19 protein-coding genes are annotated in these 24,248 nt (G+C 67.7%); 10 read left to right on the plus strand and 9 right to left on the minus strand.

What is annotated here, in order from left to right; genetic code table 11:
- Positions 1-66 precede the first annotated feature (66 nt).
- Positions 67-1,554, plus strand: coding sequence for a multicopper oxidase family protein (locus ASF25_RS08415; RefSeq protein WP_056304332.1), 1,488 nt, complete (start codon positions 67-69; stop codon positions 1,552-1,554).
- Positions 1,555-1,563: 9 nt separating this feature from the next.
- Here the strand turns inward: ASF25_RS08415 and ASF25_RS08420 are convergent, their stop codons facing one another.
- Positions 1,564-3,069 (minus strand): bifunctional ADP-dependent NAD(P)H-hydrate dehydratase/NAD(P)H-hydrate epimerase, encoded by a 1,506-nt coding sequence (locus tag ASF25_RS08420; RefSeq protein ID WP_056304333.1) that lies wholly within the window; start codon positions 3,067-3,069, stop codon positions 1,564-1,566.
- A gap of 258 nt (positions 3,070-3,327) precedes the next feature.
- On the opposite strand from ASF25_RS08420, the gene ASF25_RS08425 reads away from it, so the two are divergent.
- The 9 genes from ASF25_RS08425 to ASF25_RS08465 all read left to right on the plus strand — a co-directional run bounded on the left by ASF25_RS08425 (position 3,328) and on the right by ASF25_RS08465 (position 12,063).
- Positions 3,328-3,666, plus strand: coding sequence for a P-II family nitrogen regulator (locus tag ASF25_RS08425; protein WP_003600526.1), 339 nt, complete (start codon positions 3,328-3,330; stop codon positions 3,664-3,666).
- A gap of 255 nt (positions 3,667-3,921) precedes the next feature.
- Complete coding sequence (glnA, locus tag ASF25_RS08430) at positions 3,922-5,334, plus strand: type I glutamate--ammonia ligase (protein ID WP_056176032.1); 1,413 nt, start codon at positions 3,922-3,924, stop codon at positions 5,332-5,334.
- 229 nt (positions 5,335-5,563) lie between these two features.
- On the plus strand, positions 5,564-6,727 hold the full coding sequence (locus ASF25_RS08435; RefSeq protein ID WP_056304334.1) for a PepSY-associated TM helix domain-containing protein: 1,164 nt from the start codon (positions 5,564-5,566) through the stop codon (positions 6,725-6,727).
- 84 nt (positions 6,728-6,811) lie between these two features.
- Entirely contained in the window at positions 6,812-7,357 is a 546-nt protein-coding gene (locus tag ASF25_RS08440; RefSeq protein WP_082502546.1) for a lipocalin-like domain-containing protein, read from the plus strand.
- A 29-nt stretch (positions 7,358-7,386) separates the two neighbouring features.
- Positions 7,387-7,965: an NAD(P)H-dependent oxidoreductase gene (locus tag ASF25_RS08445; RefSeq protein ID WP_056304335.1), complete on the plus strand. Its 579-nt coding sequence runs from the start codon at positions 7,387-7,389 to the stop codon at positions 7,963-7,965.
- Positions 7,966-8,028: 63 nt separating this feature from the next.
- Positions 8,029-8,355 (plus strand): hypothetical protein, encoded by a 327-nt coding sequence (locus ASF25_RS22635; RefSeq protein WP_056176023.1) that lies wholly within the window; start codon positions 8,029-8,031, stop codon positions 8,353-8,355.
- Positions 8,356-8,513: 158 nt separating this feature from the next.
- The gene (gene rnr, locus ASF25_RS08455; RefSeq protein ID WP_056304336.1) at positions 8,514-10,823 is read left to right on the plus strand and encodes a ribonuclease R; all 2,310 of its coding nucleotides are present in this window, start codon (positions 8,514-8,516) and stop codon (positions 10,821-10,823) included.
- A gap of 48 nt (positions 10,824-10,871) precedes the next feature.
- Positions 10,872-11,351: a DUF983 domain-containing protein gene (locus ASF25_RS08460; RefSeq protein WP_056304337.1), complete on the plus strand. Its 480-nt coding sequence runs from the start codon at positions 10,872-10,874 to the stop codon at positions 11,349-11,351.
- Between the two features lie 16 nt (positions 11,352-11,367).
- On the plus strand, positions 11,368-12,063 hold the full coding sequence (locus ASF25_RS08465; protein ID WP_244472980.1) for an NUDIX domain-containing protein: 696 nt from the start codon (positions 11,368-11,370) through the stop codon (positions 12,061-12,063).
- A 232-nt stretch (positions 12,064-12,295) separates the two neighbouring features.
- Here the strand turns inward: ASF25_RS08465 and ASF25_RS08470 are convergent, their stop codons facing one another.
- From ASF25_RS08470 to ASF25_RS08505, 8 genes are all read right to left on the minus strand, one after another.
- Positions 12,296-13,696, minus strand: a complete 1,401-nt coding sequence (locus tag ASF25_RS08470; protein ID WP_056267822.1) for a 3-deoxy-7-phosphoheptulonate synthase class II — start codon at positions 13,694-13,696, stop codon at positions 12,296-12,298.
- A gap of 127 nt (positions 13,697-13,823) precedes the next feature.
- A complete protein-coding gene (locus ASF25_RS08475; protein WP_056304338.1) occupies positions 13,824-14,123 on the minus strand; it encodes an RNA polymerase sigma factor region1.1 domain-containing protein in 300 nt (99 codons plus the stop codon).
- Positions 14,124-14,190: 67 nt separating this feature from the next.
- Positions 14,191-16,482 carry an FdhF/YdeP family oxidoreductase gene (locus tag ASF25_RS08480; protein WP_056304571.1) on the minus strand — a complete coding sequence of 764 codons (2,292 nt, stop codon included), beginning with the start codon at positions 16,480-16,482 and terminating at the stop codon, positions 14,191-14,193.
- A 126-nt stretch (positions 16,483-16,608) separates the two neighbouring features.
- Complete coding sequence (gene gor / locus ASF25_RS08485; protein WP_056304339.1) at positions 16,609-17,991, minus strand: glutathione-disulfide reductase; 1,383 nt, start codon at positions 17,989-17,991, stop codon at positions 16,609-16,611.
- A 152-nt stretch (positions 17,992-18,143) separates the two neighbouring features.
- A complete protein-coding gene (gene rpmG / locus ASF25_RS08490) occupies positions 18,144-18,311 on the minus strand; it encodes a 50S ribosomal protein L33 (RefSeq protein WP_018044575.1) in 168 nt (55 codons plus the stop codon).
- Between the two features lie 106 nt (positions 18,312-18,417).
- Positions 18,418-19,590 (minus strand): MFS transporter, encoded by a 1,173-nt coding sequence (locus ASF25_RS08495; protein WP_056304340.1) that lies wholly within the window; start codon positions 19,588-19,590, stop codon positions 18,418-18,420.
- Positions 19,591-19,682: 92 nt separating this feature from the next.
- Positions 19,683-20,960 (minus strand): efflux RND transporter periplasmic adaptor subunit, encoded by a 1,278-nt coding sequence (locus ASF25_RS08500; RefSeq protein WP_056175997.1) that lies wholly within the window; start codon positions 20,958-20,960, stop codon positions 19,683-19,685.
- On the minus strand, positions 20,957-24,184 hold the full coding sequence (locus ASF25_RS08505) for an efflux RND transporter permease subunit (RefSeq protein WP_056304341.1): 3,228 nt from the start codon (positions 24,182-24,184) through the stop codon (positions 20,957-20,959). Before ASF25_RS08505 ends, ASF25_RS08500 begins: the two co-directional genes overlap by 4 nt.
- Positions 24,185-24,248 lie beyond the last annotated feature (64 nt).

The following is a 24,248-nucleotide window of genomic DNA, read 5'->3' on the forward strand; positions in this document are numbered from 1 at the left end:
GGCCCTGAGTCTACAAGCAGCGCGGATCCGTTCGACGGACCGCTTCCGTCCTCCGCCAGAGGTGTCATGCCGCATCGTCGCTCGTCGCGTATCGGGTTGGTCTCCGACCCGGCCGTCTCACGCCGGACCCTGCTCGGTGGCGTCGCGGCTTTCGCCCTCGGATCGACGGAAGCCGTCGCGCAGGCGCCGGCGCGCCCGGCTGTGCCGGCGAAATCCGCCCCCGAGGTCAAGCCCGATGCCAAACCGGAAACCCCAGTCCGCACTTTGAGCGCCGTGCCCGGTACGACGCGGCTGAAGCCCGAGCCGGCCGTCGCGACCCCGGTGTGGTCCTTCGACGGGTTGGCCGTTCCCCCGGTGGTTCGGGTGAAGCTCGGCGAGACCGTGCGCTTGCGGGTCGAGAACAAGACCGACAGGCCGCTCTCCCTGCATTGGCACGGTGTGCGCAACCAGAATCCCATGGACGGCGTCGGCAGCCTGACCCAGGCTCCGATCCCGCCGGGCGGCGATTTCACCTACGCCTTCGTGCCTCCCGACGCCGGCAGTTTCCTGATTCGGCCCCTCGTGGTGGGCGGATCGAGCGAGCCATCGGGCCGAGGGCTCGCCGGCATGCTGGTGGTCGAGGAGGTCGTGCCGCCCCCCGTCGACCACGACCTCACGGTCCTGATGCAGGATTGGCGTCTTTCCGACGACGGAACGCTGTTGCCCTTCGGCCAGACTGCTTTCGCGGCGAGTTCGGGACGGCTGGGCAATCTCGTCACGGTCAACGGGAAGCCGGTGCCCGACGCCATCACGGTCCGCCCGGGTAGCCGGATCCGCCTGCGCCTCGCCAACGCGTGCAATGCGCGCGGCACCCGCATCCGCTTCGACAACCTCAAGGTCTACGTTGCGGCCGTGGACGGCCAACCGACCGACACCTTCGAGCCGCTGCGCGCCACCCTCCCGTTCCCACCCGGCACGCGCTACGACCTCATGCTCGACATGCCGGCGGAGGCCGGCGCCTCGGGCAGCATCACCGCGCTGGTCGGGAACGGCCTGGCGCTCGCCACCCTCACGACGAGTGGCGAACCGGTCACGGGCAAGCGTGGGGCGATCGGGCCCATCGGCGAGAACAAGCTCCTGCCGGCGGAGGTAAGACTCCAGAACGCGTTACGCCGGGACGTGGTGCTGACGGGCGGCGCCCGCATCGACAAGGACAACCCCGCGGCCGAACCGGTCTACACGGGTGATGCGGGGAAGGTCTGGGCGGTCAACGGTGCGTGGGGCAATGCCGGCATGGCGCCCCTGTTCACGGTGAAGCGCGGCCAGGTGGTGGTTCTGGCCCTGCGCAACGACACCGCCTTTCCCCAGGCGCTCCATCTGCACGGCCATTCCTTCCGCCTGCTCCACCCCCTCGACGATGGCTGGGAGCCCTATTGGCTCGACACCTTCCAGCTATTGGAAGGCCGTACCGCCCGCATCGCATTCAAGGCCGACAATCCCGGCCGCTGGGTGATCGGCGCGACGGTGCTGGAGCGGTTCGACACCGGGCTGTGGGGCTGGTTCGAGGTGACCTGAACCGTTCGGTCAGGCTTCGATCAGCCCCCGCAGCACTGCCGGGATCAACTCCGGCATATCCTCGGCGATGAGGCCGGGGCCGTGGCGGCGGCCGGCATCGCCGTGCATCCAGACGGCTGCGGCCGCCGCCTCGAACGGATCCATGCCCTGCGCCAGCAGTCCCGCGATGAGGCCGGACAGCACGTCGCCCGAACCGGCCGTACCGAGATAGGGCGTGCCGTGGTCGTTGATGGCCGCCCGGCCATCCGGCGCGGCGATCACCGTGTCCGCCCCCTTGAGAACCACGACCGCCCCGGCCACCGCCGCCGCCCGACGAGCGCGCTCCAGCTTCGACAGATCCTCGGCCACCGCGTCCGTCCCCTCGAACAGCCGGGCGAACTCGCCGTCATGCGGGGTCAGCACCGCCTGCGCGTCGCCGTCGGCGATGTGGGCGGCGAGGAGCCGGGCCTGCGCCTTGAAGCTCGTCAGCGCGTCGGCATCGAGCACGAGGCGACGCCCAGCGGCGGCGGCCACGGCGACGAGGTCGCGCGTGGCCTCGCCGATCCCGAGACCGGGCCCCGCCAGAACGACGTTCAGGCGCTCGTCCACGAGGAGGTCATCGAGATCGTCCGCGCTCTCGTACGGGCGCATCATGATGGCGGTGAGATGGGCGGCGTTCTCCGCGAGCGCGGCCGGTGGCGAAGCCAAGGTGACGAGGCCGGCGCCGATCCGCAACGCCCCGCGCGCGGCGAGCCGCGCCGCACCGGTGCGGTACGCCGGCCCGGAGAGGACCAGGGCGTGCCCCCGCGTGTACTTGTGGCTCGACGCATCCAGGCGCGGAAACGCTGCGCCCCACAGGGCGGGGCCGTTGCGCCATATCGGCGCCTCGCCATCGAAGCCGGCCGCCAGATCGTCCGGGCCGGTACCGATCCCGGCGACGTGCAGGGCTCCGCAATGGGCGCGCCCCGGCTGAAGCAGATGCCCCGGCTTGAGCGCTACGAAGGTCACGGTCTCGACGGCGCGCACGGCGACGCCGCGCACCGCCCCGGTGTCGCCGTCGATGCCGCTCGGGACGTCGACGGCGATCACCGGTACGGCCGCTCGCGCCAGGCGTTGCACGAACGCGGCGGCCTCCCCAGCGAGGTCGCGCGACAGGCCGGCGCCGAACAAAGCATCGACGACGAGGGCGTAGGCCGCGAAATCTTCGACATCGGCGAGCGTCATGACCGCGCCCGTCCATCCGGCCGCTGCGCCGGCGGCATCGCCCGCGAGGTCGGCCACGGGTACGAGTACGGCGAGTTCGACGCGGACTCCACCCTCCGCGAGATGCCGGGCCGCGACGAATCCATCACCGCCGTTGTTGCCCGGTCCGCACAGGACGAGCACGCGTCCGCCCTCCGGGAGATGGGCGCGCACCCGCGCCGCGACGGCGCCACCGGCCTGCTCCATTAAGGTGGAACCCGGCGTTCCGCCGAGAATCGCGGCGGCATCGACCCGGCGCATCGCCTCGACGGTGAGCAGGCGCGTCGTGTCCATCGGGAGTCCCCAAGAGTTCGCGAAAAGGAGGTGGCGAAAGACGAGTTGGCCGTCGAAGCTTCGGCTGGCAACCTGCCCGCATCCCGCCCAGCCGTGCCCTCGATCGTACCAAAGAGGGACGAAGGCCCGAACGATATGCAGGGCATGCACATTCGTTGTGCAGATTTCCGCGTGCCATCCTCAAAACGGCGTGGCGGCGATCCGGCGGCGATGATACCAAAGTGGTTCAGAGCAGCATCGAGGTCAGGCCCGCCCGGCATGAAGAAGATCGAAGCGATCATCAAGCCTTTCAAACTCGACGAGGTGAAGGAAGCCCTTCAGGAGGTCGGCCTGCAGGGCATCACCGTGATCGAGGCGAAGGGTTTCGGCCGCCAGAAGGGCCATACCGAGCTCTATCGCGGTGCCGAGTACGTGGTCGATTTCCTGCCGAAGGTGAAACTCGAGATCGTTCTGTCGGATGCCCTGGTGGAAGGCGCCGTCGAGGCGATCCGCAAGTCGGCCCAGACCGGCCGCATCGGCGATGGCAAGATCTTCGTCTCGACCATCGAGGAAGCGATCCGCATCCGCACCGGCGAGACCGGCACCGACGCGATCTGAAGTCCGTCCCCTGACGTCCAGCGAAACCGTACGACAAGAAGGTGTCATCGCCTTCCAGTCCCGGCGCGTCGATTGCGCGGACCCGGGCATGATGACGGAATCGTCGACCAGTTGCACGGCGATGGCGTTTTCTTCTCGCCGCCTGGGTCCACCCCGCGCGAAAACCCTATAAACCCGAGCCAACCGCGGGCCGCCCTTTGGCGGCCGGCGGCAAAACCACGGCTGAATGCCGCGACACGAAGGAGACCCCCGAGGATGGCCAAGACTGCAGCCGAAGTCCTGAAAGAGATCAAGGACAACGACGTCAAGTACGTGGACTTCCGGTTCACTGACCCGCGCGGCAAGTGGCAGCACGTGACGTTCGACGTCTCCCTCGTGGACGACGAGATTTTCACCGACGGGACCATGTTCGACGGCTCGTCCATCGCCGGCTGGAAGGCCATCAACGAGTCGGACATGCTGCTCATGCCCGATCCGGCCACCGCCTGCATGGACCCGTTCTTCTCGGCCTCCACCATGTCCATCGTCTGTGACGTGCTCGAGCCCTCGACCGGTGCGCCCTACAGCCGTGACCCGCGCAGCACGGCGAAGCTCGCCGAGGCCTACCTGAAGTCCACGGGCATCGGCGACACCATCTATGTCGGCCCCGAGGCCGAATTCTTCGTGTTCGATGACGTGAAGTTCGCCTCCGAGCCGTACCAGACCGGCTTCAAGCTCGATTCCACCGAGCTGCCGATCAACGGCTTCACCGACTACGAAGGCGGCAACCTCGGCCACCGCATTCCGATGAAGGGCGGCTACTTCCCGGTGCCGCCGCAGGATTCGGCGCAGGACATGCGCGGCGAGATGCTGGCCGCCATGCAGTCCATGGGCGTGAAGGTGGAAAAGCACCACCACGAGGTGGCGAGCGCCCAGCACGAGCTCGGCATGAAGTTCGACACGCTCACCCTGCTCGCCGACCACATGCAGATCTACAAGTACTGCATCCACAACGTCGCCCAAAGCTACGGCAAGACGGCGACCTTCATGCCGAAGCCCGTCTACGGCGACAACGGCTCGGGCATGCACGTGCACCAGTCGATCTGGAAGGACGGCAAGCCGCTCTTCGCCGGCGACAAGTACGCCGACCTCAGCCAGGAATGCCTGTGGTTCATCGGGGGCACGATCAAGCACGCCAAGGCCCTCAACGCCTTCACCAACCCGTCGACCAACTCCTACAAGCGCCTGGTGCCGGGCTACGAGGCTCCCGTGCTGCTGGCCTACTCGGCCCGCAACCGCTCGGCCTCCTGCCGCATCCCGTGGACGACGAACCCGAAGGCCAAACGCGTCGAGGTCCGTTTCCCAGACCCGATGGCCAACCCCTACCTCGCCTTCTCGGCCCTGCTCATGGCCGGCCTCGACGGCATCCTCAACAAGATCGATCCGGGCCCGGCCATGGACAAGGATCTCTACGACCTGCCGCCGCGCGAGCTGAAGAAGATCCCCACCGTCTGCGGCAGCCTGCGTGAAGCCCTTCAGAACCTCGACCGCGACCGCGCCTTCCTCAAGATGGGCAACGTCTTCACGGACGATCAGATCGACTCGTTCATCGAGCTCAAGATGACGGAAGTGATGCGCTACGAGATGACCCCCCATCCCGTCGAGTTCACCATGTACTATTCGCTCTGAAACGAGCCGGCCGGGCATGATGCCCGGCCTTCGGACGACCGTGACGCCGGAGCCCTGAAGGGGGCTCCGGCGTTTCGCGTCGGAGACGCCGCGGCGACCGGAGCCGAACGGGCCGCGTCCGGTCCAATCGGACATGTCCGCCCGGTTGCGCAGACGATCCGTGGTCGAGTGCGGGCTCTCCGTCACCGCTCATCGTCTCGACGTGTCCGATCTGATAGGGCGGGTGCCCATGGTCCGCACGATCCTCTTTCGCCTTCACTGGGCTCTCGGCCTCACCGCCGGCCTCGTCCTCGTCGTCCTCGGTGTCACGGGGGCGTTGATGAGCTACGAGGAGGCGATCGGCGAATGGGCCGACCGCGACCGGGCCTCCATGCCGGTTCAGGATGCAGTCCGCCTCGGTCCGGAGGCCATGGTTGCACGGCTGCAGGCGCAGCGACCGGGCGCGAGGGTGAGTACCCTCACCCTTTCGGGCGACCCGGAACGCACACCGCGGGCCCGATTCAGCACGGACGCCAAGACCGGCGCGCGGCCGCCCTCGGCCTACCTCGATCCCTACGACGGACGCGACCTCGGCCCGCCGCGCCTCGAATCCGCCTTCGCGACGATCCGCGACCTGCATCGCTGGCTCCTCGTGCCGGGCGACGGCAAAGGCTGGGGCCGCAGCGTCACGGGCGCCAGCACCATCGCCTTGCTGGTGTTTCTCGCAACGGGCCTCTACCTGCGCTGGCCGCAGATCCATTCCTGGCGGGTCTGGCTGAGGCCCCGCCTCGCACGTCCGGGCCGCGCGCGCTGGTGGTCGCTCCACACCATCGCGGGAACCTGGCTCCTGCCGGCCTATGCCCTGATCGCACTCTCGGGCCTGTGGTGGTCCTACGACGGGTACCGGACGGTCGCCACCTGGGCGCTGACCGGCGAGGCTCCGCGCACGCGGCCTGGCCGCATGCCCGGCCGCAGCGGACCGGCGGAACCGCTTGCCCTCGACCGGGCCTGGGCGGCGTTCCAGGCCGGGGAAGGCGCCGGTGCCACCCTCGCCATCGTCACCCTTCCGGCCGCCGACGCCACCGCGATCCGCATCCGCTACCTCACCCGCGACGCCCCCGATTCGAGAGCGCGCAACGACATCACGTTCGATGCGGCCACCGGCGCGCAAGCCTCGGTGAGCCGCGACGCCGACAAGCCCCTCGGCCAGCGCATGGCCGACAACATGCTGGAGGTCCATCGCGGACGCTTCTTCGGCGGGATCGTCGCGTTCGTGTTCTTCGCGGCCTCGCTGCTGATGCCGGTCCTGGCGGTGAGTGGCCTCGTCCTCTACGCGCTGCGCCGACGCAGCGCTCGCCGGCGCGCGACATCCGCAAGTCCCGGTCTCGAAACCGCTCGACCTCTGAAGGTTTGACAGAAGGGGCTGGCGGCGCGCTCCCCCGCGCGTAGATTGAGCGGAACGGGCCGCAGATGCCCACCGCCTGGGAGACCGTCCGCCATGCCCGTCATCTTCTCCGCCCCGACCGTCACCGCCTACAGGTGCGGCCGTACGCTGCTCCTTGGCGCCGTCGCGAGCCTTGCTCTCACGAGCCTCGCGGCGACCGGCGTCCGGGCGGAGGGCGACGCCCGCATCACCGGCCTGTGGAAGCTCGTCTCCTACGAGGTCGAGGTGCGCTCCAGCGGCGAGAAGGACCCGGTGATGGGGGCGCACCCCACGGGCTACGCCTATTTCACGCCCGAGGGCCGGGTGTTCTTCAACCTCACGGGCGAGGATCGCAAGCCGGCCAAGGACCCCGAGGGCAAGGCGCGCCTCCTCGACACCATCGTGGCTTACACGGGCAAGTTCACCACCACCGGCGACCAGTGGACGACCCGCATCGACACAGCCTGGAATCCCGACTGGATCGGCACCGATCAGACCCGCACGTTCAAGCTCGACGGCAAGCGGCTCACAGTGCTCACCCCGTGGCGGATCATGCCGAACTGGGCCAAGCAGGGCGAGACCCGCAGCATCGTCACCTTCGAGCGCGCCACCGACGGCTGACCTGGACCAACCCAACACCGGAGCACGCCATGACCCTCGTGATACCCGTGATCCTCGGCTCCGTCCGCACCGAACGCCAGGGCCTGCGCGCCGCGCGGTTCCTGGTGACGCAACTGGAGGCGCGCGGCGTCGAGGCGCCCCTGGTCGATCCGGCCGAGTTGCAACTGCCGCTCCTCGACAAGATGTACAAAGAATACCCCAAAGGTTCGGCGCCGCCGGCTCTGGAGGAACTGGCGACGCTCTATCGCCGCTCGGATGCCTTCGTGGTGGTCTCGGCCGAGTACAATCACTCGATCCCACCGGCTTTGTCGAACACCCTCGACCATTTCCTCGAGGAGTATTCCTGGCGGCCTTCGGCGATCTGCTGCTACTCGGCCGGGCAGTACGGCGGCGTGCGGGCGGCGATGCAGTTGCGGGCGATGATGGGTGAACTCGGTGCGTCGAGCATCCCGTCGCTCCTGCCGATCCCGCGCATCGGCAAGGCCCTCGACGCGGAGGGCAATCCGCAGGAGGCGTGGCTGACCCGGGCGGCTTCGCGCTTCCTCGACGAATTGGTCTGGTACGCCGAAGCGCTGCAGGCCAAGCGAGCGGGCGGTACGCCGTATTGAGATCGCGGTCTGGCGCAGGGCTTGCCCTCCTCCGGCACTCGCTTTCGCCAACGGACGAGCCCCATGAACGATGTCAGACCGCTCCTTTCCAGCCTCGTGAAGGCGGCCCTGATGGGGGACGACCGCGCCAGTCTCCTGTGGCGCGAAGAGGCGCGCCAGAGCCACGCCCGTATCCTCGCCGACCCGTCCGCCGTCGCAAACCTCAAGATCGACGGAATGTGGACCCTGGCCGTGGGTGACGCGGAGGCGCCGGAGTTTCGGGAGGCGGAGGGTCAAGTCGAGTTCGGATTGCCGGCCCTATGCCCGTTCACCCTCAGGGAAATCGCCGCCCCCGATCTCGACATCGACGCGGCGGTGGAGCGCATCCGCGGATCGGCCGCCACGGGCTGATTCCCTGCGGCCGACGAAACCGTGTTGAGGGGCGCGACCGTGCCGTTGCCCGAATGCGGAGTCGGGCCCATGTTACGGGCACAGGCCGTGATCCCGCGCCGGGATCGGCCGAGACCTTATAGTGTCGGGCCCTTCGCCCGCGCCGCGAGCCCGAGCCTTTGGCCAAACGCATCAATCCGAATCCAGCACGTCCCGCCCTCCCCTCCCGCGAAGAGATTCTCGGCTTCATCGCCTCGGCGACGGAAAAGGTCGGCAAACGCGAGATCGCGGCGGCGTTCAACATCAAGGGCGCCGACCGCATCGGCCTCAAGCGCATCCTCAAGGAAATCGAGGAGGACGGGGCCATCGAGCGTGGCAAGGGCGGCCTGACGGAGGCCGGACGCCTGCCGGCGGTGGTGCTCGCCGACATCAAGTCCCGCGATCGCGACGGCGATTTCCTGGCGATTCCGGTCGAGTGGGATCAAGCCAAGGGCCCACCTCCGAAAATCACCGTGATCGCGCCACGCCCCGGCCGGAAGCCAGGGCTCGCAGCACCGGGCGTCAACGACCGGGTGCTCCTGCGCGTCGAGCCCACCGAGGGCGAGACCGGGCGCTATTCCGGCCGGGTCATCAAGGTCGTCGGTAAGAACAAGGCCGAGATCATAGGGGTCTACCGCGCTGGCAAGGATGGCGGCCGCATCATCCCGGTGGAGAAGCGGGCGCAGGGCCGCGAGATCGCGATCCCGGCGGGCGAAGAAGGCGAGGCCCGAGACGGCGACCTCGTCAGCGTCAGCCTGCAGCGCGAGACCCAGTTCGGCCTGCCCCAGGGCCGGGTGAAGGAGCGCCTCGGCTCGCTCGGCTCCGAGAAGGCCGTGAGCCTCATCGCGCTCCACCTACACCACATTCCCCACGTCTTCGCCGCAGCGACCCTCGCCGAAGCCGATGCGGTGGAAGCCGTAGGGCTCGACGGACGCGAGGATTGGCGCGCCGAGCCGTTGCTGACCATCGACCCGCCGGACGCCAAGGACCACGACGACGCCGTGATGGCGATCCCGGATCCCGATCCGGCCAACACAGGCGGTTTCGTGATCACCGTCGCCATCGCGGATGTGGCGACCTATGTGCGCCCCGGTTCGGCCCTCGATCGCGAGGCCCTGATGCGGGGCAACTCGGTCTACTTCCCCGACCGGGTGGTGCCGATGCTGCCCGAGCGCATTTCCAACGATCTGTGTTCCCTGCGGCAGAACGAGGACCGCCCGGCGCTCGCCGTCCGCATGGTCGTCACGGCCGATGGCACGAAGCGCCGCCACAGCTTCCATCGTGTGATGATGCGCTCGCGGGCGAAGCTCTCCTACGCCCAGGCGCAGGCGGCCATCGACGGGTTCACGGACGAGACCACCGCGCCGCTGGTCGAGCCTGTGCTGCGTCCGCTCTATGCGGCCTACGAAGCCCTGAAGGCGGCCCGCGACGCGCGCGGGCCGCTGGCCCTCGACCTGCCCGAGCGCAAGGTGCTGCTCACGGCCGATGGCGCCGTGGACCGCGTCGTGGTGCCGGCGCGCCTCGACGCACACCGGCTCATCGAGGAGTTCATGATCCAGGCGAACGTCGCCGCCGCCGAGACCCTGGAGCAGGCCAAGCAACCCCTGATCTACCGGGTCCACGACGAGCCGGCCCTGGAGAAGATGCGCGCTTTGGGCGAAGTGCTCGCCTCCATCGGCATCAAGATCCCCCAGGAAGCCAAACTCCGCCCCGCCCTGTTCAATCGCATCCTCAGCTCAGTGGCCGAGACCGAACATGCGATCTTCATCAACGAGGTGGTGCTTCGGTCCCAGGCTCAGGCGGTCTACGCTGCGCAGAACCTCGGGCATTTCGGCCTCAACCTGCGCCGCTACGCCCACTTCACCTCGCCGATCCGGCGCTACGCCGACCTCATCGTCCACCGCGCCCTTATCGCGGCCTGCCGCCTCGGGCGCGACGGGTTGTCTTCCGAGGTCACCGTGGGGATGCTCGATGGGATCGGCGAGCAGATTTCGGCCGCCGAGCGCCGTGCCATGGCGGCCGAGCGCGAGACCATCGACCGGCTCATCGCCCACCACCTCGCCGACCGCGTCGGCGCGACCTTCACCGGACAGATCTCGGGTGTCACGCGCTCGGGGCTGTTCATCAAGCTGGACGAGACCGGGGCCGACGGCTTCGTGCCGATCTCGACCATCGGCGCCGATTTCTATCGGCACGACGAGGCCCGGCACGCCCTCGTGGGTGAGCGCTCGGGTGAGACCCATCGTCTCGGCGACCGCGTCGAGGTGCGCCTTGTGGAGGCGGCCGCCGTGGCGGGTGCTCTGCGGTTCGAGCTGCTCTCGGAAGGCCAGGCCAGGCCGGAGCGGTCGTCGCCCGGGGGCAAGCCTCGGACCGCCCGCAAGTCCGGGGCACCGGGGCGTCCCCCCGGCATCCGCAACGCCGGGTCGCGTCACCGCGGGTCGCGCCGCTAGGTTGGTTGGGGTAAATTGGGGGGACCCGAGGCACAGGATAGAATCCGCATGACCGCGCGCGTTGAGACCCTCCCTGGCGAACGCAAGGGCCTCGTGAGATCGATGGGGCGCGGCTTTGTCGGCCGCTGCCCCCATTGTGGGGAGGGCCGAATCTTCGGGCGCTTCCTCAAGGTTCAGCCGGAATGCGGCACGTGCGGCCTTGCTCTGCACAGCCATCGGGCCGACGACCTGCCGCCCTACGTCGTCATCTTCATCATCGGCCACATCGTCGGGTACTTCATCCTCGAACTCGAGACGAATTACGACGTGCCGCTGTGGTTTCAGCTAACCTTCTGGCCGTTCATCACCTTGGCTTCGGCCCTGGCGTTGCTCCAGCCGGTGAAGGGAGCCGTCGTCGGCCTGCAATACGCCCTTGGCATGGGGGGGTTCGCCACGCTACCCGTGGGGCCGAGCGTGGCCGTTTCGGCGCCGAAGGAGCTTCAGCGTGGACCCAGCGACACTCGCGAGCACGGCCTCGGACGAACCTGACGCCCCGAGGTCGGGGATTGCGAAGAAAGCCGCCCTGCGGCCCCGCAACGCTGCCACCCTCATCATCCTCGATCGCTCGAAGAAGACGCCGAAGGTCCTGATGGGCCGGCGCCACGCATCGTTGGCGTTCATGCCCGGAAAGTTCGTGTTCCCCGGGGGGCGCATCGAGCCGGGTGACCGGCACATGCCCGTCGCCGGGGCGCTCTCGGCCCGTGCCAGCGACGCTCTGGCTGCACAGGTGCCGCGTGCTTCGCATGGCCTCGGCCGCGCCTTGGCACTCGCGGCCATCCGGGAGACCTACGAAGAAACCGGCCTGATGCTCGGCACTCGCGAGTACGGGCCACCGGATTCGGCACCCGAAGGGGTTTGGCAGTTGTTCCGGGAGGCCGGGATCATGCCCGACCTCGAAGCCCTGCACCTCGTGGCCCGCGCCATCACCCCACCGAACCGGCCCCGCCGGTTCGACACCCGCTTCTTCGCCGTCGACCGCAGGGCTGTGGCGGGCGAGGCGCCCGGCGTCGTGACGGCGGATTCAGAACTGGTGGAAATCGTCTGGGTCACGTTCGCGGAAGCCCGTGCCCTCGATCTGCCGCGTATCACGAGCCTCGTGCTCGCCGATGTCGAAGCGCAGGTCGCAGGCAATCTCGCCCCGTACCTGCCGATACCCTTTTATTACGAGCGTCGGGGCAAGGGACAGCGAGAGGTGCTTTAACGCCACCCTTCCCCACCCCTCGACGCCGATTCCGGAACTGAGTCCCGATCCAGCCCGTTGAAAAGTGGATATCTTCTCGGGAGTCGCATCATGCTAAAAGGTGGTTTGCTTTGGTTGATCGGCATTCCGTTGCCGATCATTCTGATCATCTACTTCTTCACCGGCTGGTTGCACTGAAGATTTCGCACCGGGAAAAAATAAGAAGGCCCCGCTTCACCGGCGGGGCCTTTTCTCATTCGGCCGCGTCGAGCCGTGGCCGCTCGATCTCGGCGCGCTCACGCTTCACCAACTCGGCGGTGAGGAACGCTACTTCCAGGGCCTGCTCCGCGTTGAGCCGCGGGTCGCAATAGGTGTGGTAGCGGTCTTGCAGGTCGTCGGCCGTCAGCGCCCGGGCGCCGCCCGTGCACTCCGTGACATCCTTGCCGGTCATCTCCAGGTGAATACCGCCCGCGATGGTCCCCTCAGCGCGATGGATGCCGAAGAAGCTCTCGATCTCCTGCATCACCCGCTCGAACGGACGGGTCTTGTACCCGCCGGCCGAGATGGTGTTTCCGTGCATGGGATCGCACACCCACACGACCTTTCGGCCCTCGCGCTCCACCGCCCGGATCAGCCCCGGCAGGTGATCGCCGACCTTGTCCGCGCCGAAGCGGCAGATCAGGGTCAGGCGACCGGCCTCGTTGCCCGGGTTCAATTGGTCGATGAGTCCGATCAGACCCTCGGCCGTCATCGACGGACCGCACTTCAGGCCGATGGGGTTCTTGATGCCGCGGGCGTACTCGATGTGCGCGTGGTCGGCCTGACGGGTCCGGTCGCCGATCCACAGCATGTGGCCCGACGTGGCGTACCAGTCGCCGCTCGTGGAATCGACGCGGGTCAGCGCCTCCTCGTAGCCAAGCAGCAGGGCCTCGTGACTGGTGTAAAAGTCCGTGGTGCGAACCTCCTGGTGCGTCTCGGGATTGATTCCGATGGCTCGCATGAAGTCGAGGGTCTCGGTCATCCGCTCGGCGCAATCGGCGTAGCGCGCGGATTGCGGCGAATCCTTCACGAAGCCCAGCATCCAGCGGTGCGAGTTCTCCAAGTTGGCGTAGCCGCCGGTGGCGAAGGCGCGCAGCAGGTTGAGCGTCGCCGCCGACTGGCGGTACGCCTCCAACTGCCGGCGCGGATCGGGAATGCGCGCCTCCTCGGTGAAAGTGAGGCCGTTGACGATGTCGCCGCGGTAGCTCGGCAGGCTGACACCGCCCAGGGTCTCGGTCGGCGATGAGCGCGGCTTGGCGAACTGCCCGGCGATGCGCCCGACCTTCACCACGGGCGATCCGCCCGCGAAAGTCAGGACGAGGGCCATCTGCAAGAACACGCGGAAGAAGTCGCGGATGTTGTCGGCTGAATGCTCGTCGAAGCTCTCGGCGCAATCGCCACCCTGGAGAAGGAAGGCCTCGCCTGTGGAGACGCGCGCCAGGGCCGACTTCAGCTTGCGCGCCTCACCGGCAAAAACGAGGGGCGGGAAGCTCGCGAGTTGGGTCTCGACCGTCTCGAGAGCCGCCGCGTCCGGATAGGCCGGTACCTGCTGGATCGGCAGGTTGCGCCAAGATTTCGGCGTCCAACCAGTCTTCGATGTCCAACGCTCACCCATGATCGTCTCCCGCCACCCCTTGGCCGGCTTTCACTCGCAACACGATGCTGCGTGGAAAGCGCGGCTTATAGAGAGGTTTTTCGCAGGAGGCGAGTTAGCCCGGGAACCAGTCTGCCCTGCTTGAGGATCAGGCGACGTCGCCGTCCTCGATTGCGATTCCGTGCTCCGAGAGGATCCAGAAGATCGCCTCGAGATCCTCCGACGTCACGTCGCGCGGTGGCAAAGCCTCCTCGAGATCCTCGTAGGTCAGGCGGCGCATACGCTGCGCCTCCGCTTTGGCCAGAAGCGTATCCACCGCCTTGCGCATGTCCGGCGGCAGGGCATCGTGGCTCGGCAGGCGATAGTCGTCGCCCGAATGCAATGCCTCCGCCAGCATCCGGTCGATGATCACCTGACGGCGATCGTGCGCGTCGTCGTGCTTTTCCATGGGGGTTGTTATGGGTCGGTCGGGCGGTCCGTCGAGGGGTAAGGGTTAGGCCGGATGCGTGCGCGCCTCAAGACGCGGTAGCGCGCGCGACCCGCACGGGGATCGCCTTGGCCGCCGGGGTCTTCGCCCGTTCGTCGTGGTGCCAGAGCGGAATCAGCGGGTTCAGCTCCGGGTAATAACCACCACAATTACCCGGCGGAATATCGTACTGGATCACCCGCAGACCCTTCACCGATCGCTCGAAGCCGTCATCGGACGGCGTCGACAGATCGACGGTCTCGCCATCCTTCACACCGATCCGGGCCATGTCTCCGGCATTCATGAACAGGATCGCGCGCGTGCCCTTCACGCCGCGGAAGCGGTCGTCGTAGCCGTAGATCGTGGTGTTGAATTGGTCGTTGGAGCGAAGCGTCATCAGATCGAGGATGTCGGGGCCGCGGGCAGGCATGTCCGGGTTCTCGTCGAGGCCCTCCGGCACGATGAAGTTGGCCTTGCCCGTCTCCGTTTCCCACTTGCGCTCGCGGGCCGGGATCGGCTTGTGCAAGCCGCCCGGATCGAACATCCGTCCGTTCAGGTCGTGGAACACCGTCGGGTAGGTCGTCTCGATGGCATCGCGGATCTTGGCGTAGTCGCCGACCCAGGCATCCCAGGTCACCTTGGGATTGGAAGCCAGCGTCGCCTTGGCGAGTTCGGCGACGATCCACGGCTCGGAACGGACTTGCGCGCTGACGGGCTTCGTCACGCCGCGCGAACCATGGAAACACGAGGTCGAATCCTCCATGGACACGGCCTGCGGGCCGGAGGCCTGCGCATCGATCTCGATGCGGCCGAGGCAGGGTAGGATGTAGGCGACCTTCCCGTTGACGAGGTGGGAGCGGTTGAGCTTCGTCGAGATCTGCACGGTCAGGCGCATGCGCCGCCACGCCTCCTCCATCCGGACCGTATCCGGGATGGCGCGGACGAAATTGCCACCGAGGCTCAGAAACGCCTTCACCGACCCGTCGACGATTCCTTCGCAGGCCTCGACGGTGTTGAGACCCTTCTCGCGCGGCGGCTCGAAACCGTACTGGGTGGCGAGCGCGTCGAGGGGGGCGAGTTCGGGCTTCTCGGTGATGCCCACCGTGCGCTGTCCCTGGACGTTGGAATGACCGCGTACCGGGCAGAGGCCAGCGCCGGGACGTCCGACATTGCCACGAAGCAGCATGAGGTTGACGAGCATCTGCACCGCCTCGGTGCCCTTGCGGTGCTGGGTGAGGCCCATGCCGTAGACGCCAAGGACGGCGCGCGCCCGGCCGTAGGCCGCGGCCGCTGCCTCGATGGCGTCTCGCGTCAGCCCGGAATGCGCTTCCAGGGTCGCCCAATCCTTGCACTCGCAATAGGCCTTGAACGCATCGTACCCATGGGTGTGCTCCTCAATGAACGCCACGTCGAGGATTCGCGGACGACCCACGACCCGGGCTTCGTCGTCGGCGGCGAATAGGGCCTTGCACATGCCGGTGATGGCGGCGATGTCACCGCCGGCCTTGACCTGATGGTACTGCGTCGAGATCTGCGTCTCGCTGCGGGTCACCATCTCGACGGGCGATTGCGGGTTGGTGAACCGCTCCAGTCCGCGCTCGCGCAACGGGTTGAAGGTAACGATCGGCACCCGGCGCTTGCGCGCATCCTGCAGGGGGTGAAGCATCCGGGGCGCGTTTGAGCCGACGTTCTGACCGAAAAACAGGATCAGGTCGGTGCTCTCGAAATCCTCCAGCACCGTGGTGCCGACGGCCGAGCCGATGGAGGCCTTGAGGCCCACCGAAGTCGGCTCGTGGCACATGTTGGACGAGTCAGGCAGGTTGTTGTTGCCGTACATCCGCGCGAACAGCGCGTACATGTACGAGGTTTCCAGGGATGCCCGGCCGGAGGCGTAGCAGACCACGGATTTCGGATCCAAGGCGCGCAACTCCCGCCCGATCTCGGCGAAGGCCTCGGCCCATTCGACCGGAACGTAGCGGTCGCTCACGGGATCGTAGCGCAAGGGATGGGTGAGACGGCCCTTCTCCTCCAGCGCGTAGTCGGTCCATCCCAGGAGTTCCGTGACCGTGTGCGCGGCGAAGAAATCCGGTCCGACGCGCTTCGTGGTCTGCTCCCAGGCGGTCGCTTTGGCGCCGTTCTCGCAATACTCGAAGGCGGCTGGCTTCTTCGGCTTCGACCAAGCACAGGACGTGCACATGAACCCGTCGGGCTTGTTCTGCTTCAGGAGCAAAGCCGCGCCGGATACTGGAATCTCCTCGCGCAGCAGGATCTCCGCCAGCGACGACGCAGAGCCCCAGCCGCCCGCCGGACCGGTATAGGGTTCGATCTTCGGGTCGGCCATCTTGTCGGTCATGGGATATCCGGTTCGCGCGGTCGCCCTGGGGAGGCGCCTCTCGAAAGCGCTATCGGGAACCGGCCCCGGACCCGACCTGTTCCCGGCTGCGACGCCGGGTGCGCGCCGACCCCGCTAACCGACCGCTTCCGGATGCTTGGTGACCACGGGCGAGCGCATGGTGACGAGTTCCTCGCCGGCGGTCGGGTGGACCGCGATGGTACGGTCGAAATCAGCCTTGGTGGCGCCCATGGTGACCGCGATGCCCACCGCCTGAATGATCTCGCCGGCATCGTGCCCGAGGATGTGGACGCCGACCACCCGGTCGCTGGCGCAATCGACGATCACTTTCATCAGGACCTTCTCATCGCGGCCCGACAGCGTCGCCTTCATCGGGCGGAAGCTCGACCGGTAGACGTCGATCTTTCCGTAGCGCTCGCGCGCCGTGTTCTCGTTGTGGCCGACGACGCCGATCTCCGGCGTCGAGAACACGGCCGTGGGGATGAGGTCGTGATCGACGGCCCACGATTTGTCCCCGAACACCGTGTCGGCGAAGGCGTGGCCCTCGCGGATGGCGATGGGGGTCAGCGCCGCGCGGTCGGTCACGTCGCCGACGGCGTAGATCGAAGGCACGCAGGTCTGGGAGAACGCGTCGACGGGGATCGCCCCGGCCTCGTCGAGAGTGATCCCGACGGATTCCAACCCGAGGCCTTCGACCTTCGGGCGCCGGCCCGTGGCGTAGAGAACCTGATCCACCTCGAGCGTCGTGCCGTCGCTCAGGGTCACGCCGAGGCCGCCAGCGACGCGCTCCAGGCGCTCGACGCTGATGCCGAGGCGCAAGTCCATGCGCCTGGCGTAAGCCTCGTCGAGGGCGTCGCGGATCTCGTCGTCGAAGCCGCGCAGGAGCCGGTCGCCGCGATGAGCCAGGGTGGTCTTCGAGCCGAGCGCCGCGAACACGCCGGCGAACTCCACCGCGATGTAGCCGCCACCGACAACGAGGATGCGTTCCGGCAGGCTTTCCAGCTCGAAGACCTCGTTGGAGGTGATGGCGAGCTCGCAGCCCGGCACCTCCGGGACTTTCACCGGATGCGCGCCCACGGCGACGAGGATGACCTTCGCCCGCACCCGCCGCCCGGAGGCAAGGCGCACCGTGTGGGCATCCTCGATCACCGCACGCTCATGCACGATCTCGACGCCGGCCTTGCCCAGATTGGTACCGTAGATGCCCTCCAGCCGCAGGACCTCGGCGTCGCGCCGCCGTTTCATCACGCTCCAGTCGAAGCGCGGCTCGGGCACGGTCCAGCCAAAGCCGGCGGCATCCTCGAACTCGTCGCGGAATCGGCTGGCATAGACCATGAGCTTCTTCGGGACGCAGCCCCGGATCACGCAGGTGCCACCGACCCGGTATTCCTCGGCAAGTTGGACCCGCGCGCCGTAGCCGGATGCGATGCGGGCGGCTCGCACACCGCCGGAGCCGCCGCCGATGACGAACAGATCGACGTCGAATTCCTGGGTCATGGATGCGGGTTCCGGCAATGGCAGCGTTGTGCGCCCTCCATCGCCCGAACCTCGCCCGGCTTCAACCGTGACAGTCTGGCCGCGGCCCAACAAAAAAGCCGCCTCCCCTCGCGGGGAAGCGGCCCGATGGCCGGCGCGATGCGGCGATCAGCTTACTTGATCTTGGTTTCCTTGAAGTCGACATGCTTACGCACGACGGGGTCGTACTTCTTCATGGAGAGCTTCTCGGTCTGCGTGCGAGAATTCTTCTTCGTGACGTAGAAGTAGCCCGTGTCGGCGGTCGAGATCAGCTTGACTTTGACGGTGACGGCCTTGGCCATGGCGCGGCGCTCCTGTGATGGCGGCATTCCGCATCAGCGAAACGCAAAAGGGCCGGCCCGAGCCGGCTGAATACCGGCGCGTGATTGCCCCATCGGACCGGGTTCGTCAAGGCCGGGGATAGCCTTGCAGGCGCCAAGCCACGAGTCCCGCATAGGCGAGGAACAGGACGCAGAGGCTGTAGGCGAAGCCCTGGGGTGGCACGAGGTCCATGCCGCCGCCGATGATCGGGGGGCCGACCATGAGGCCAACATTGTAGAGGAGCACGAAAGCCGCGTTGGCCCCGGCGAGTTCCGGCCCGCGCACGCTGGCGCCGAGCTGAGCCAGCCCCACGGTGTAGAGCGTGCCGGCCAAGCCGCCCCAGACGAAGAGGAGCACGAGGAGCGCCGGAAAGGACGCCGAGGCGACGGGAATCAGGATCGAGCCGACGGCTCCGCACAGGGCCGAGGCCAGGAGGACGATGCGCCGGTCGATGCGGTCGGCGAGCCAGCCGAACGGGATCTGGAACACGACGTTGCCGAGGGCCAGGACCGAGACGAGACCGGCCGCCGTCTGCGCGTCGTAGCCGAGGCGCAGGCCGTAAAGCGGCAGGATCGCGAAGCCCCCGGTCTCGACGGCACCGTAGACCAGGGCGGCCCCGGTCGCTGCCGGCGCGAGGCGCAGATACGCCAGGATCGAACGACTGCCGCCGTGCCCGATCTCCGGCGAGAGGCCGCGCGCCAGCAGCAGCGGGACCATGGCGACGAGGAACAGGCACGACCCGGCGAGGTAGGGCGCGTAACCTTCGGTGCCGAGGAGGGCGAGCAGGGTCGGGCCGACGGCGAAGCCAAGGGCCAGCACGGTGGCGTAGATGCCCATCACCAGCCCGCGCCGGGCCGGCGGGGCGGCCTCGCTGATCCAGAACTCGGACAGGACGAACAGGACGCCGAGGGTGGCCGAGAACACGAACCGCAGGGGAAACCACCAGGCAATGTCCTGGAACAGCTTGAAGCCCGTGAGCATGAGAGCGCCGAGCCCCAACGACAGGACCAGCAAACGGACCACGCCGATGCGCGCGGCCACGCGCGGCACGAACGGAACCGTGAGGATACTGGCGAGGCCGGCCACGGCAGTGTTGATGCCGATCAGAGTGCTCGACGCACCCATCCGTGCCATCTCGATGGACAGGAGCGGGATGGTGAGGCTGAGGCCGATGCCGACGACGGCGACACAGACGATGGCGGCGGTGATGGAGGCAAAACGGGCGCGATCGTCGGGCTGCGACGGGTCCTGAACGGGCATGATCGGCGAAATCGGTCCTGGGCGGGCCGCGCCGCGGCCTCGGGACCGCTTTCTCTACGCCGAGGTGGACGAGCGCAACCGCCAGAGCCGCGTCAGCGCGCCGCCGCCGTCACGGGCTTGTCGTCGGTCTTGGGAACCTGCCGCTCGATTCTCTGGCCGTCGCGCAGGTCGGCGGGTGGGCTGAGGACGATCTGCTCACCACCCTCCAGCCCCCGGTCGATCTCCAGGACCGTGCCGAGATCGCGCTGGACATGGACGTTGCGCCAGCGCGCCTGCCCGTCGTCGCCCGCGATCGCCACTTGGGTGCCGCGCTGATTGAAAACCATGGCCTCCGCCGGGATCACCGCGACGGATTGCGTGCGCGGCACCTTGAAGGTCACGGAGACATAGAGGCCCGCGCGAAGCGTCAGATCGGCGTTCGGGACGTCGACCTGCGTGGTCAGGGTGCGCGACGACAACAGAAGGGCGACGGAGCTGCGCTCGACCTTGCCCGAGAACACGCGGTTGGGCATCTGCGGCACGCGTACGGCGGCATCCAATCCCTCGCGGATGCCCCCCGCCGCACTCTGGGGCACGTTGACGGAGACGCGCAGGACGTCGTCGCGGTCCATGGCGAGGAGGGCCGTGCCGGTGCCGTCGGCGTGGACGAGGTCGCCGACATCGACGCCCCGTGTGGTGATCACCCCGTCGAAGGGCGCGACGATATCCTTGAAACCCGTCAGCGCCTTCAGGCGGTCGACCGTGGCGGTCTGCGCCTTGATGTTGGCCTCGGCCACCTTCACGCCAGCCTGGGCCGAGGCGAGGGTCGCGGTCTGGCTCAGCACGCTCGCCTGGGAATTGTCGGCGTTCTGTTTCGAGGCCCAGCCCTGGCCGGCGAGGGTCGAGGTTCGGGAATTGGTGACGTTGGCGAGGCCGACGTTGGCCTTGGCCTGATCGACCATGGCACGGGCCTGGAGGAGTTGCGCCTCGAGCTGCCCGACCTGCGCCTCGGCCTGCGCGAGTTGCTGGTCGAGGTCGGGTGCGGCGATTCGCAGGAGGATGTCGCCCTTGCGCACGCGGGAGCCGATGTCGACGCGGCGCTCGGCGATGTACCCGGTGGCGCGGGCGTAGAGCGCCGCCCGCGCGAAGGCATCGGTCTGGCCCGGCAGGGTGATCTCCATGGGCTTGTCGGCCCGATCCACCGTGGCCGTGCGCAGGCGCGGCACGTGGGTGTCGATCCTGCGCTGGGTTTCCGTGGCGGCGGCGCGCTGCTGCCACTGGCCGTAGCCGCCCCAGGCCAGGAGCCCGGCGATCCCGAGGCCGACGAGGACGAACGGGCCGGCGCGCGGCGGCGGCGGCACGTCGGACGGGTCGCGGGGGCTGTGGGTCACGCGTAATCCTCCAGGGGCCGAACCTCGCCCCGGCGCAGGAGCGCGTAGAGGAATGGCACGAACAGCAGCGTCGAGGGGGTACCGACGGCGATGCCCCCCATCACGGCGCGGGCGAGGGCCGCGTTCTGCTCACCGCCCTCCCCCGTGCCGAGCGCCATGGGGATGAGGCCGAGGAACATGGCGCCCGCCGTCATCAGCACCGGGCGCAGACGGGTCTCGCCGGCGATGAGCGCGGCCTCCACCGCGCTGCATCCCGTGGCTTCCCGGTGTTCCTTCGCGAAGGTGACGAGGAGGATCGAGTTGGCCGACGCGATGCCGACCGACATGATCGCTCCGAACAGCGAGGGAATCGAGATCGTCGTCCCGGTGATGAACAAGCTGGCGACGATACCACAGAAGGCGAGCGGCAGGGCCGCCAGCACCACGAAGGGGTCGCCCCAGCTCTGGAAGTTCACGGCCATCAGCAGGTAGACGGCCACCAGCGCGATGGCGAGGCCGACCTGGAGCCGCGTGAAGGCCGATTGCATGCTCTCGATCTGGCCCCGGACGGTGATCTTGTCCGGCGCCGGCAGGCCCTTCTGTTCGTCCGCCACGATGGCGCGGATCTCCTTTGCCACGGACCCGAGATCCGAATCCTGAACCGCCGCGTAGACGTTGAAGGTCGGCTGGGTGTTGACGTGGTTGATGACCGTCTGGGTGCCCTCGCGCCGCATGGTCGAGACGCTGGAGAGCAGCGTCAGCACGCCGGGGGCCTCCGGACCGCCCTGAACGAGGAGCGGTGTGTTCTCTAGGGCGGTGAGGGAGTCGTTGCGGAATTCCGGGGTCTGGACCCAGAGTTGATAAGGAATACCGGTCTTCGGGTCTGTCCAGAAGTTCGGCGTCACCTGGAAAGAGCCCGATAGGGAGACGTTGAGCCCCTGCGCGATCTGCTGCTGGGTCAGGCCGAGCTCCGAGGCGAGCTTGCGATCGACGTCGACGAAGAATTGCGGCGTACCGACGATTTGATGGAGATGGACGTCGACGGCTCCGCGCGTCGCCCTGAGCCGACGGACGATGTTCTGTGCGACCTCCAGATCCTTCGCGGTGTTGCGGCCGGAAACCTGGATGTCGATCTGCGCCAGAGTACCGAAGTTGAGAATCTGGGTGATGATGTCCGAAGGTTGGAAGTAGAACACCACGTCGGGAAATCGCTCGCGCAGCACCTCGCGCAATTGCTTCGTATAATCGGCGACGGATCCGTGACCTTCCTTGAGATTGATCAACATCTGACCGTCGTTGTAGGCGACGAACGAACCATCCGAGAAGGCGAAGTTGTAGTTATTCGACGGCAGGCCGATGTTGTCGAGGATCTGATCGATCTCACCCTCGGGAATCACTTCCCGGACCACGCGCGAGACGTCGGCGAACACCTGCTCAGCCGTTTCGATCCGCATGCCCGGGCGGGTGCGCAAATGTAGGGTCATCTGGCTCGACGCCACCTGCGGGAAGTAGTCCTGGCCGACGAAGGTGAACAGGCCCGCCGAGCCCGCGAGCACGCAGGCGACCACCGCGAGAGTCGCGACGCGCCGGGCCAGCACGACGTGCAAGAGGCCGACATAGCCGCGGTGGAAGCGGGTGAAACGCGCCTCGAACCCGTGGCCGATCCAGCCGGCGAGCCGCAGGAAAGGACGGCCGAGCCAAGCGAGGGCGCGAGCGATGCGGCCCCGGCGTGGAGGCGCGCCGCCGCCGCCATGGCGCTCGGCGTATTCGCGCGCCACCAGGACATCGATGAGCACCGGCACCAGGGTGCGCGACAGGACGTAGGAGGTCAGCATCGCGAACACGACCGCCAGCGCCTGGGGCGTGAACAGGTACTTGGGCGTGTCGGTCAGCGCGAAGACCGACACGAAGGCGGCGCAGATCGACAGCGTCGAGATCAAGGCCGGCTTGGCGATGCCGGCCGCACCCTCGACCACGGATTTCCGGAACGGCTCACCCTCCTCGAACAGCCGATAGGTGTTCTCGATGGCCACCGTCGCGTCGTCGACGAGGATGCCGACTGCCAGCGCCAAGCCGCCGAGCGTCATCACGTTGATGGTCTCGCCGAGTGCAGCGAGGATGGCGAGCGACGTGAGGATCGAGAGGGGAATCGAGACCAGCACCACGATGGTGGAGCGCCAGGAGCCGAGGAACAGCAGGATGGTGAGGCCCGTCAGCGCCGCGGCGATCACCGCCTCGTGGATCACCCCCTCGATGGCGGCCGAGACGAAGACCGACTGGTCGAACAGGGGCTTGAGGGTCATGCCCTCGGGGGCGGCGGCGCGGATATCGGGGAGCGCCTTCTTGACGTTGTTGACGACGTCGAGGGTCGAGGCGGTTCCGTTTTTGAAAATCCGCATCAGCACCGAATGCACACCGTCGGCGCGCACGATATTGACCTGCGGCGGACCGCCGTCGCGGACGTGAGCCACGTCGCGCACCAGGATCGGCTGGCCACCCACCACACGGATGGGGATCTGGTTCAAGGCGTCGATGGCGTCGGGCGAGGCATTGAGCTGAATCGGGTATTGTTGCTCGCCGATCTTGGCGAGGCCCGAGGGCACCGTGAGGTTCTGAGCGGTGACGGCGTTGGTGACGTCGAGTGCCGTGAGCCCGAGCGCCTGGAGCGCGTGAAGGTCCAGATCGACCATGATCTGGCGCGGCGTGCCGCCGAAGGGCGACGGAAGGGTCGAGCCCGGCACCTGGGTCAGGCGTTGGCGGATGCGGTATTGGGCGTAGTCGTAGACCTTGGTCAGGCTCTCGCGGTCGGAGGCGAGGGAGAGCTGGATGACCGGTACGGAGGAGGCCGAGAATCGCAGGACGATGGGCGGCTGAACACCAGGCGGCATGGTCGCGCGGATGGAATTCATCGCCGAGACGGTCTGGGCGATGGCGAGATCGATGCTCACGGCCCCGTCGAAATAGATCTTCTGAATCGCCGTACCCTGCAGGGTGGTCGATTCCATACGGGCGATGTTGTTGACGTTGTTGGAGAGCGAGAACTCGGCGTAGGTGGTGATGCGCCGTTCCATCTCGGAGGTGGAGAGCCCGTTATAGGTCCACACCACCACGACCACCGGAATATCCACGGTGGGCAGCACGTCCTTCGGCGCCACCACCACAGCCGCCGCCCCGCCGAGCATCATCAGCACGGCGAGCACGTAGATCGTGATCCGGAACTTCAGCGCGTATTGAACGAGACCCATGCCGTCTCCACGAACGAGCGCTCAGCCGTGGTCGCACAGGCTGCCAGCCGGGACCCATGGATAC

Origin of the sequence: Methylobacterium sp. Leaf100, assembly GCF_001422845.1 — a bacterium.
Taxonomy (GTDB): domain Bacteria; phylum Pseudomonadota; class Alphaproteobacteria; order Rhizobiales; family Beijerinckiaceae; genus Methylobacterium.

What these genes read in the sequence shown, in the direction of transcription:
- ASF25_RS08415 (WP_056304332.1), top strand. Translation starts at nt 67, where the DNA reads ATGCCGCATCGTCGCTCGTCGCGTATCGGGTTGGTCTCCGACCCGGCC.
- ASF25_RS08420 (WP_056304333.1), bottom strand. Translation starts at nt 3,069, where the DNA reads ATGGACACGACGCGCCTGCTCACCGTCGAGGCGATGCGCCGGGTCGAT.
- ASF25_RS08425 (WP_003600526.1), top strand. Translation starts at nt 3,328, where the DNA reads ATGAAGAAGATCGAAGCGATCATCAAGCCTTTCAAACTCGACGAGGTG.
- glnA (WP_056176032.1), top strand. Translation starts at nt 3,922, where the DNA reads ATGGCCAAGACTGCAGCCGAAGTCCTGAAAGAGATCAAGGACAACGAC.
- ASF25_RS08435 (WP_056304334.1), top strand. Translation starts at nt 5,564, where the DNA reads ATGGTCCGCACGATCCTCTTTCGCCTTCACTGGGCTCTCGGCCTCACC.
- ASF25_RS08440 (WP_082502546.1), top strand. Translation starts at nt 6,812, where the DNA reads ATGCCCGTCATCTTCTCCGCCCCGACCGTCACCGCCTACAGGTGCGGC.
- ASF25_RS08445 (WP_056304335.1), top strand. Translation starts at nt 7,387, where the DNA reads ATGACCCTCGTGATACCCGTGATCCTCGGCTCCGTCCGCACCGAACGC.
- ASF25_RS22635 (WP_056176023.1), top strand. Translation starts at nt 8,029, where the DNA reads ATGAACGATGTCAGACCGCTCCTTTCCAGCCTCGTGAAGGCGGCCCTG.
- ASF25_RS08460 (WP_056304337.1), top strand. Translation starts at nt 10,872, where the DNA reads ATGACCGCGCGCGTTGAGACCCTCCCTGGCGAACGCAAGGGCCTCGTG.
- ASF25_RS08470 (WP_056267822.1), bottom strand. Translation starts at nt 13,696, where the DNA reads ATGGGTGAGCGTTGGACATCGAAGACTGGTTGGACGCCGAAATCTTGG.
- ASF25_RS08475 (WP_056304338.1), bottom strand. Translation starts at nt 14,123, where the DNA reads ATGGAAAAGCACGACGACGCGCACGATCGCCGTCAGGTGATCATCGAC.
- ASF25_RS08480 (WP_056304571.1), bottom strand. Translation starts at nt 16,482, where the DNA reads ATGGCCGACCCGAAGATCGAACCCTATACCGGTCCGGCGGGCGGCTGG.
- gor (WP_056304339.1), bottom strand. Translation starts at nt 17,991, where the DNA reads ATGACCCAGGAATTCGACGTCGATCTGTTCGTCATCGGCGGCGGCTCC.
- rpmG (WP_018044575.1), bottom strand. Translation starts at nt 18,311, where the DNA reads ATGGCCAAGGCCGTCACCGTCAAAGTCAAGCTGATCTCGACCGCCGAC.
- ASF25_RS08495 (WP_056304340.1), bottom strand. Translation starts at nt 19,590, where the DNA reads ATGCCCGTTCAGGACCCGTCGCAGCCCGACGATCGCGCCCGTTTTGCC.
- ASF25_RS08505 (WP_056304341.1), bottom strand. Translation starts at nt 24,184, where the DNA reads ATGGGTCTCGTTCAATACGCGCTGAAGTTCCGGATCACGATCTACGTG.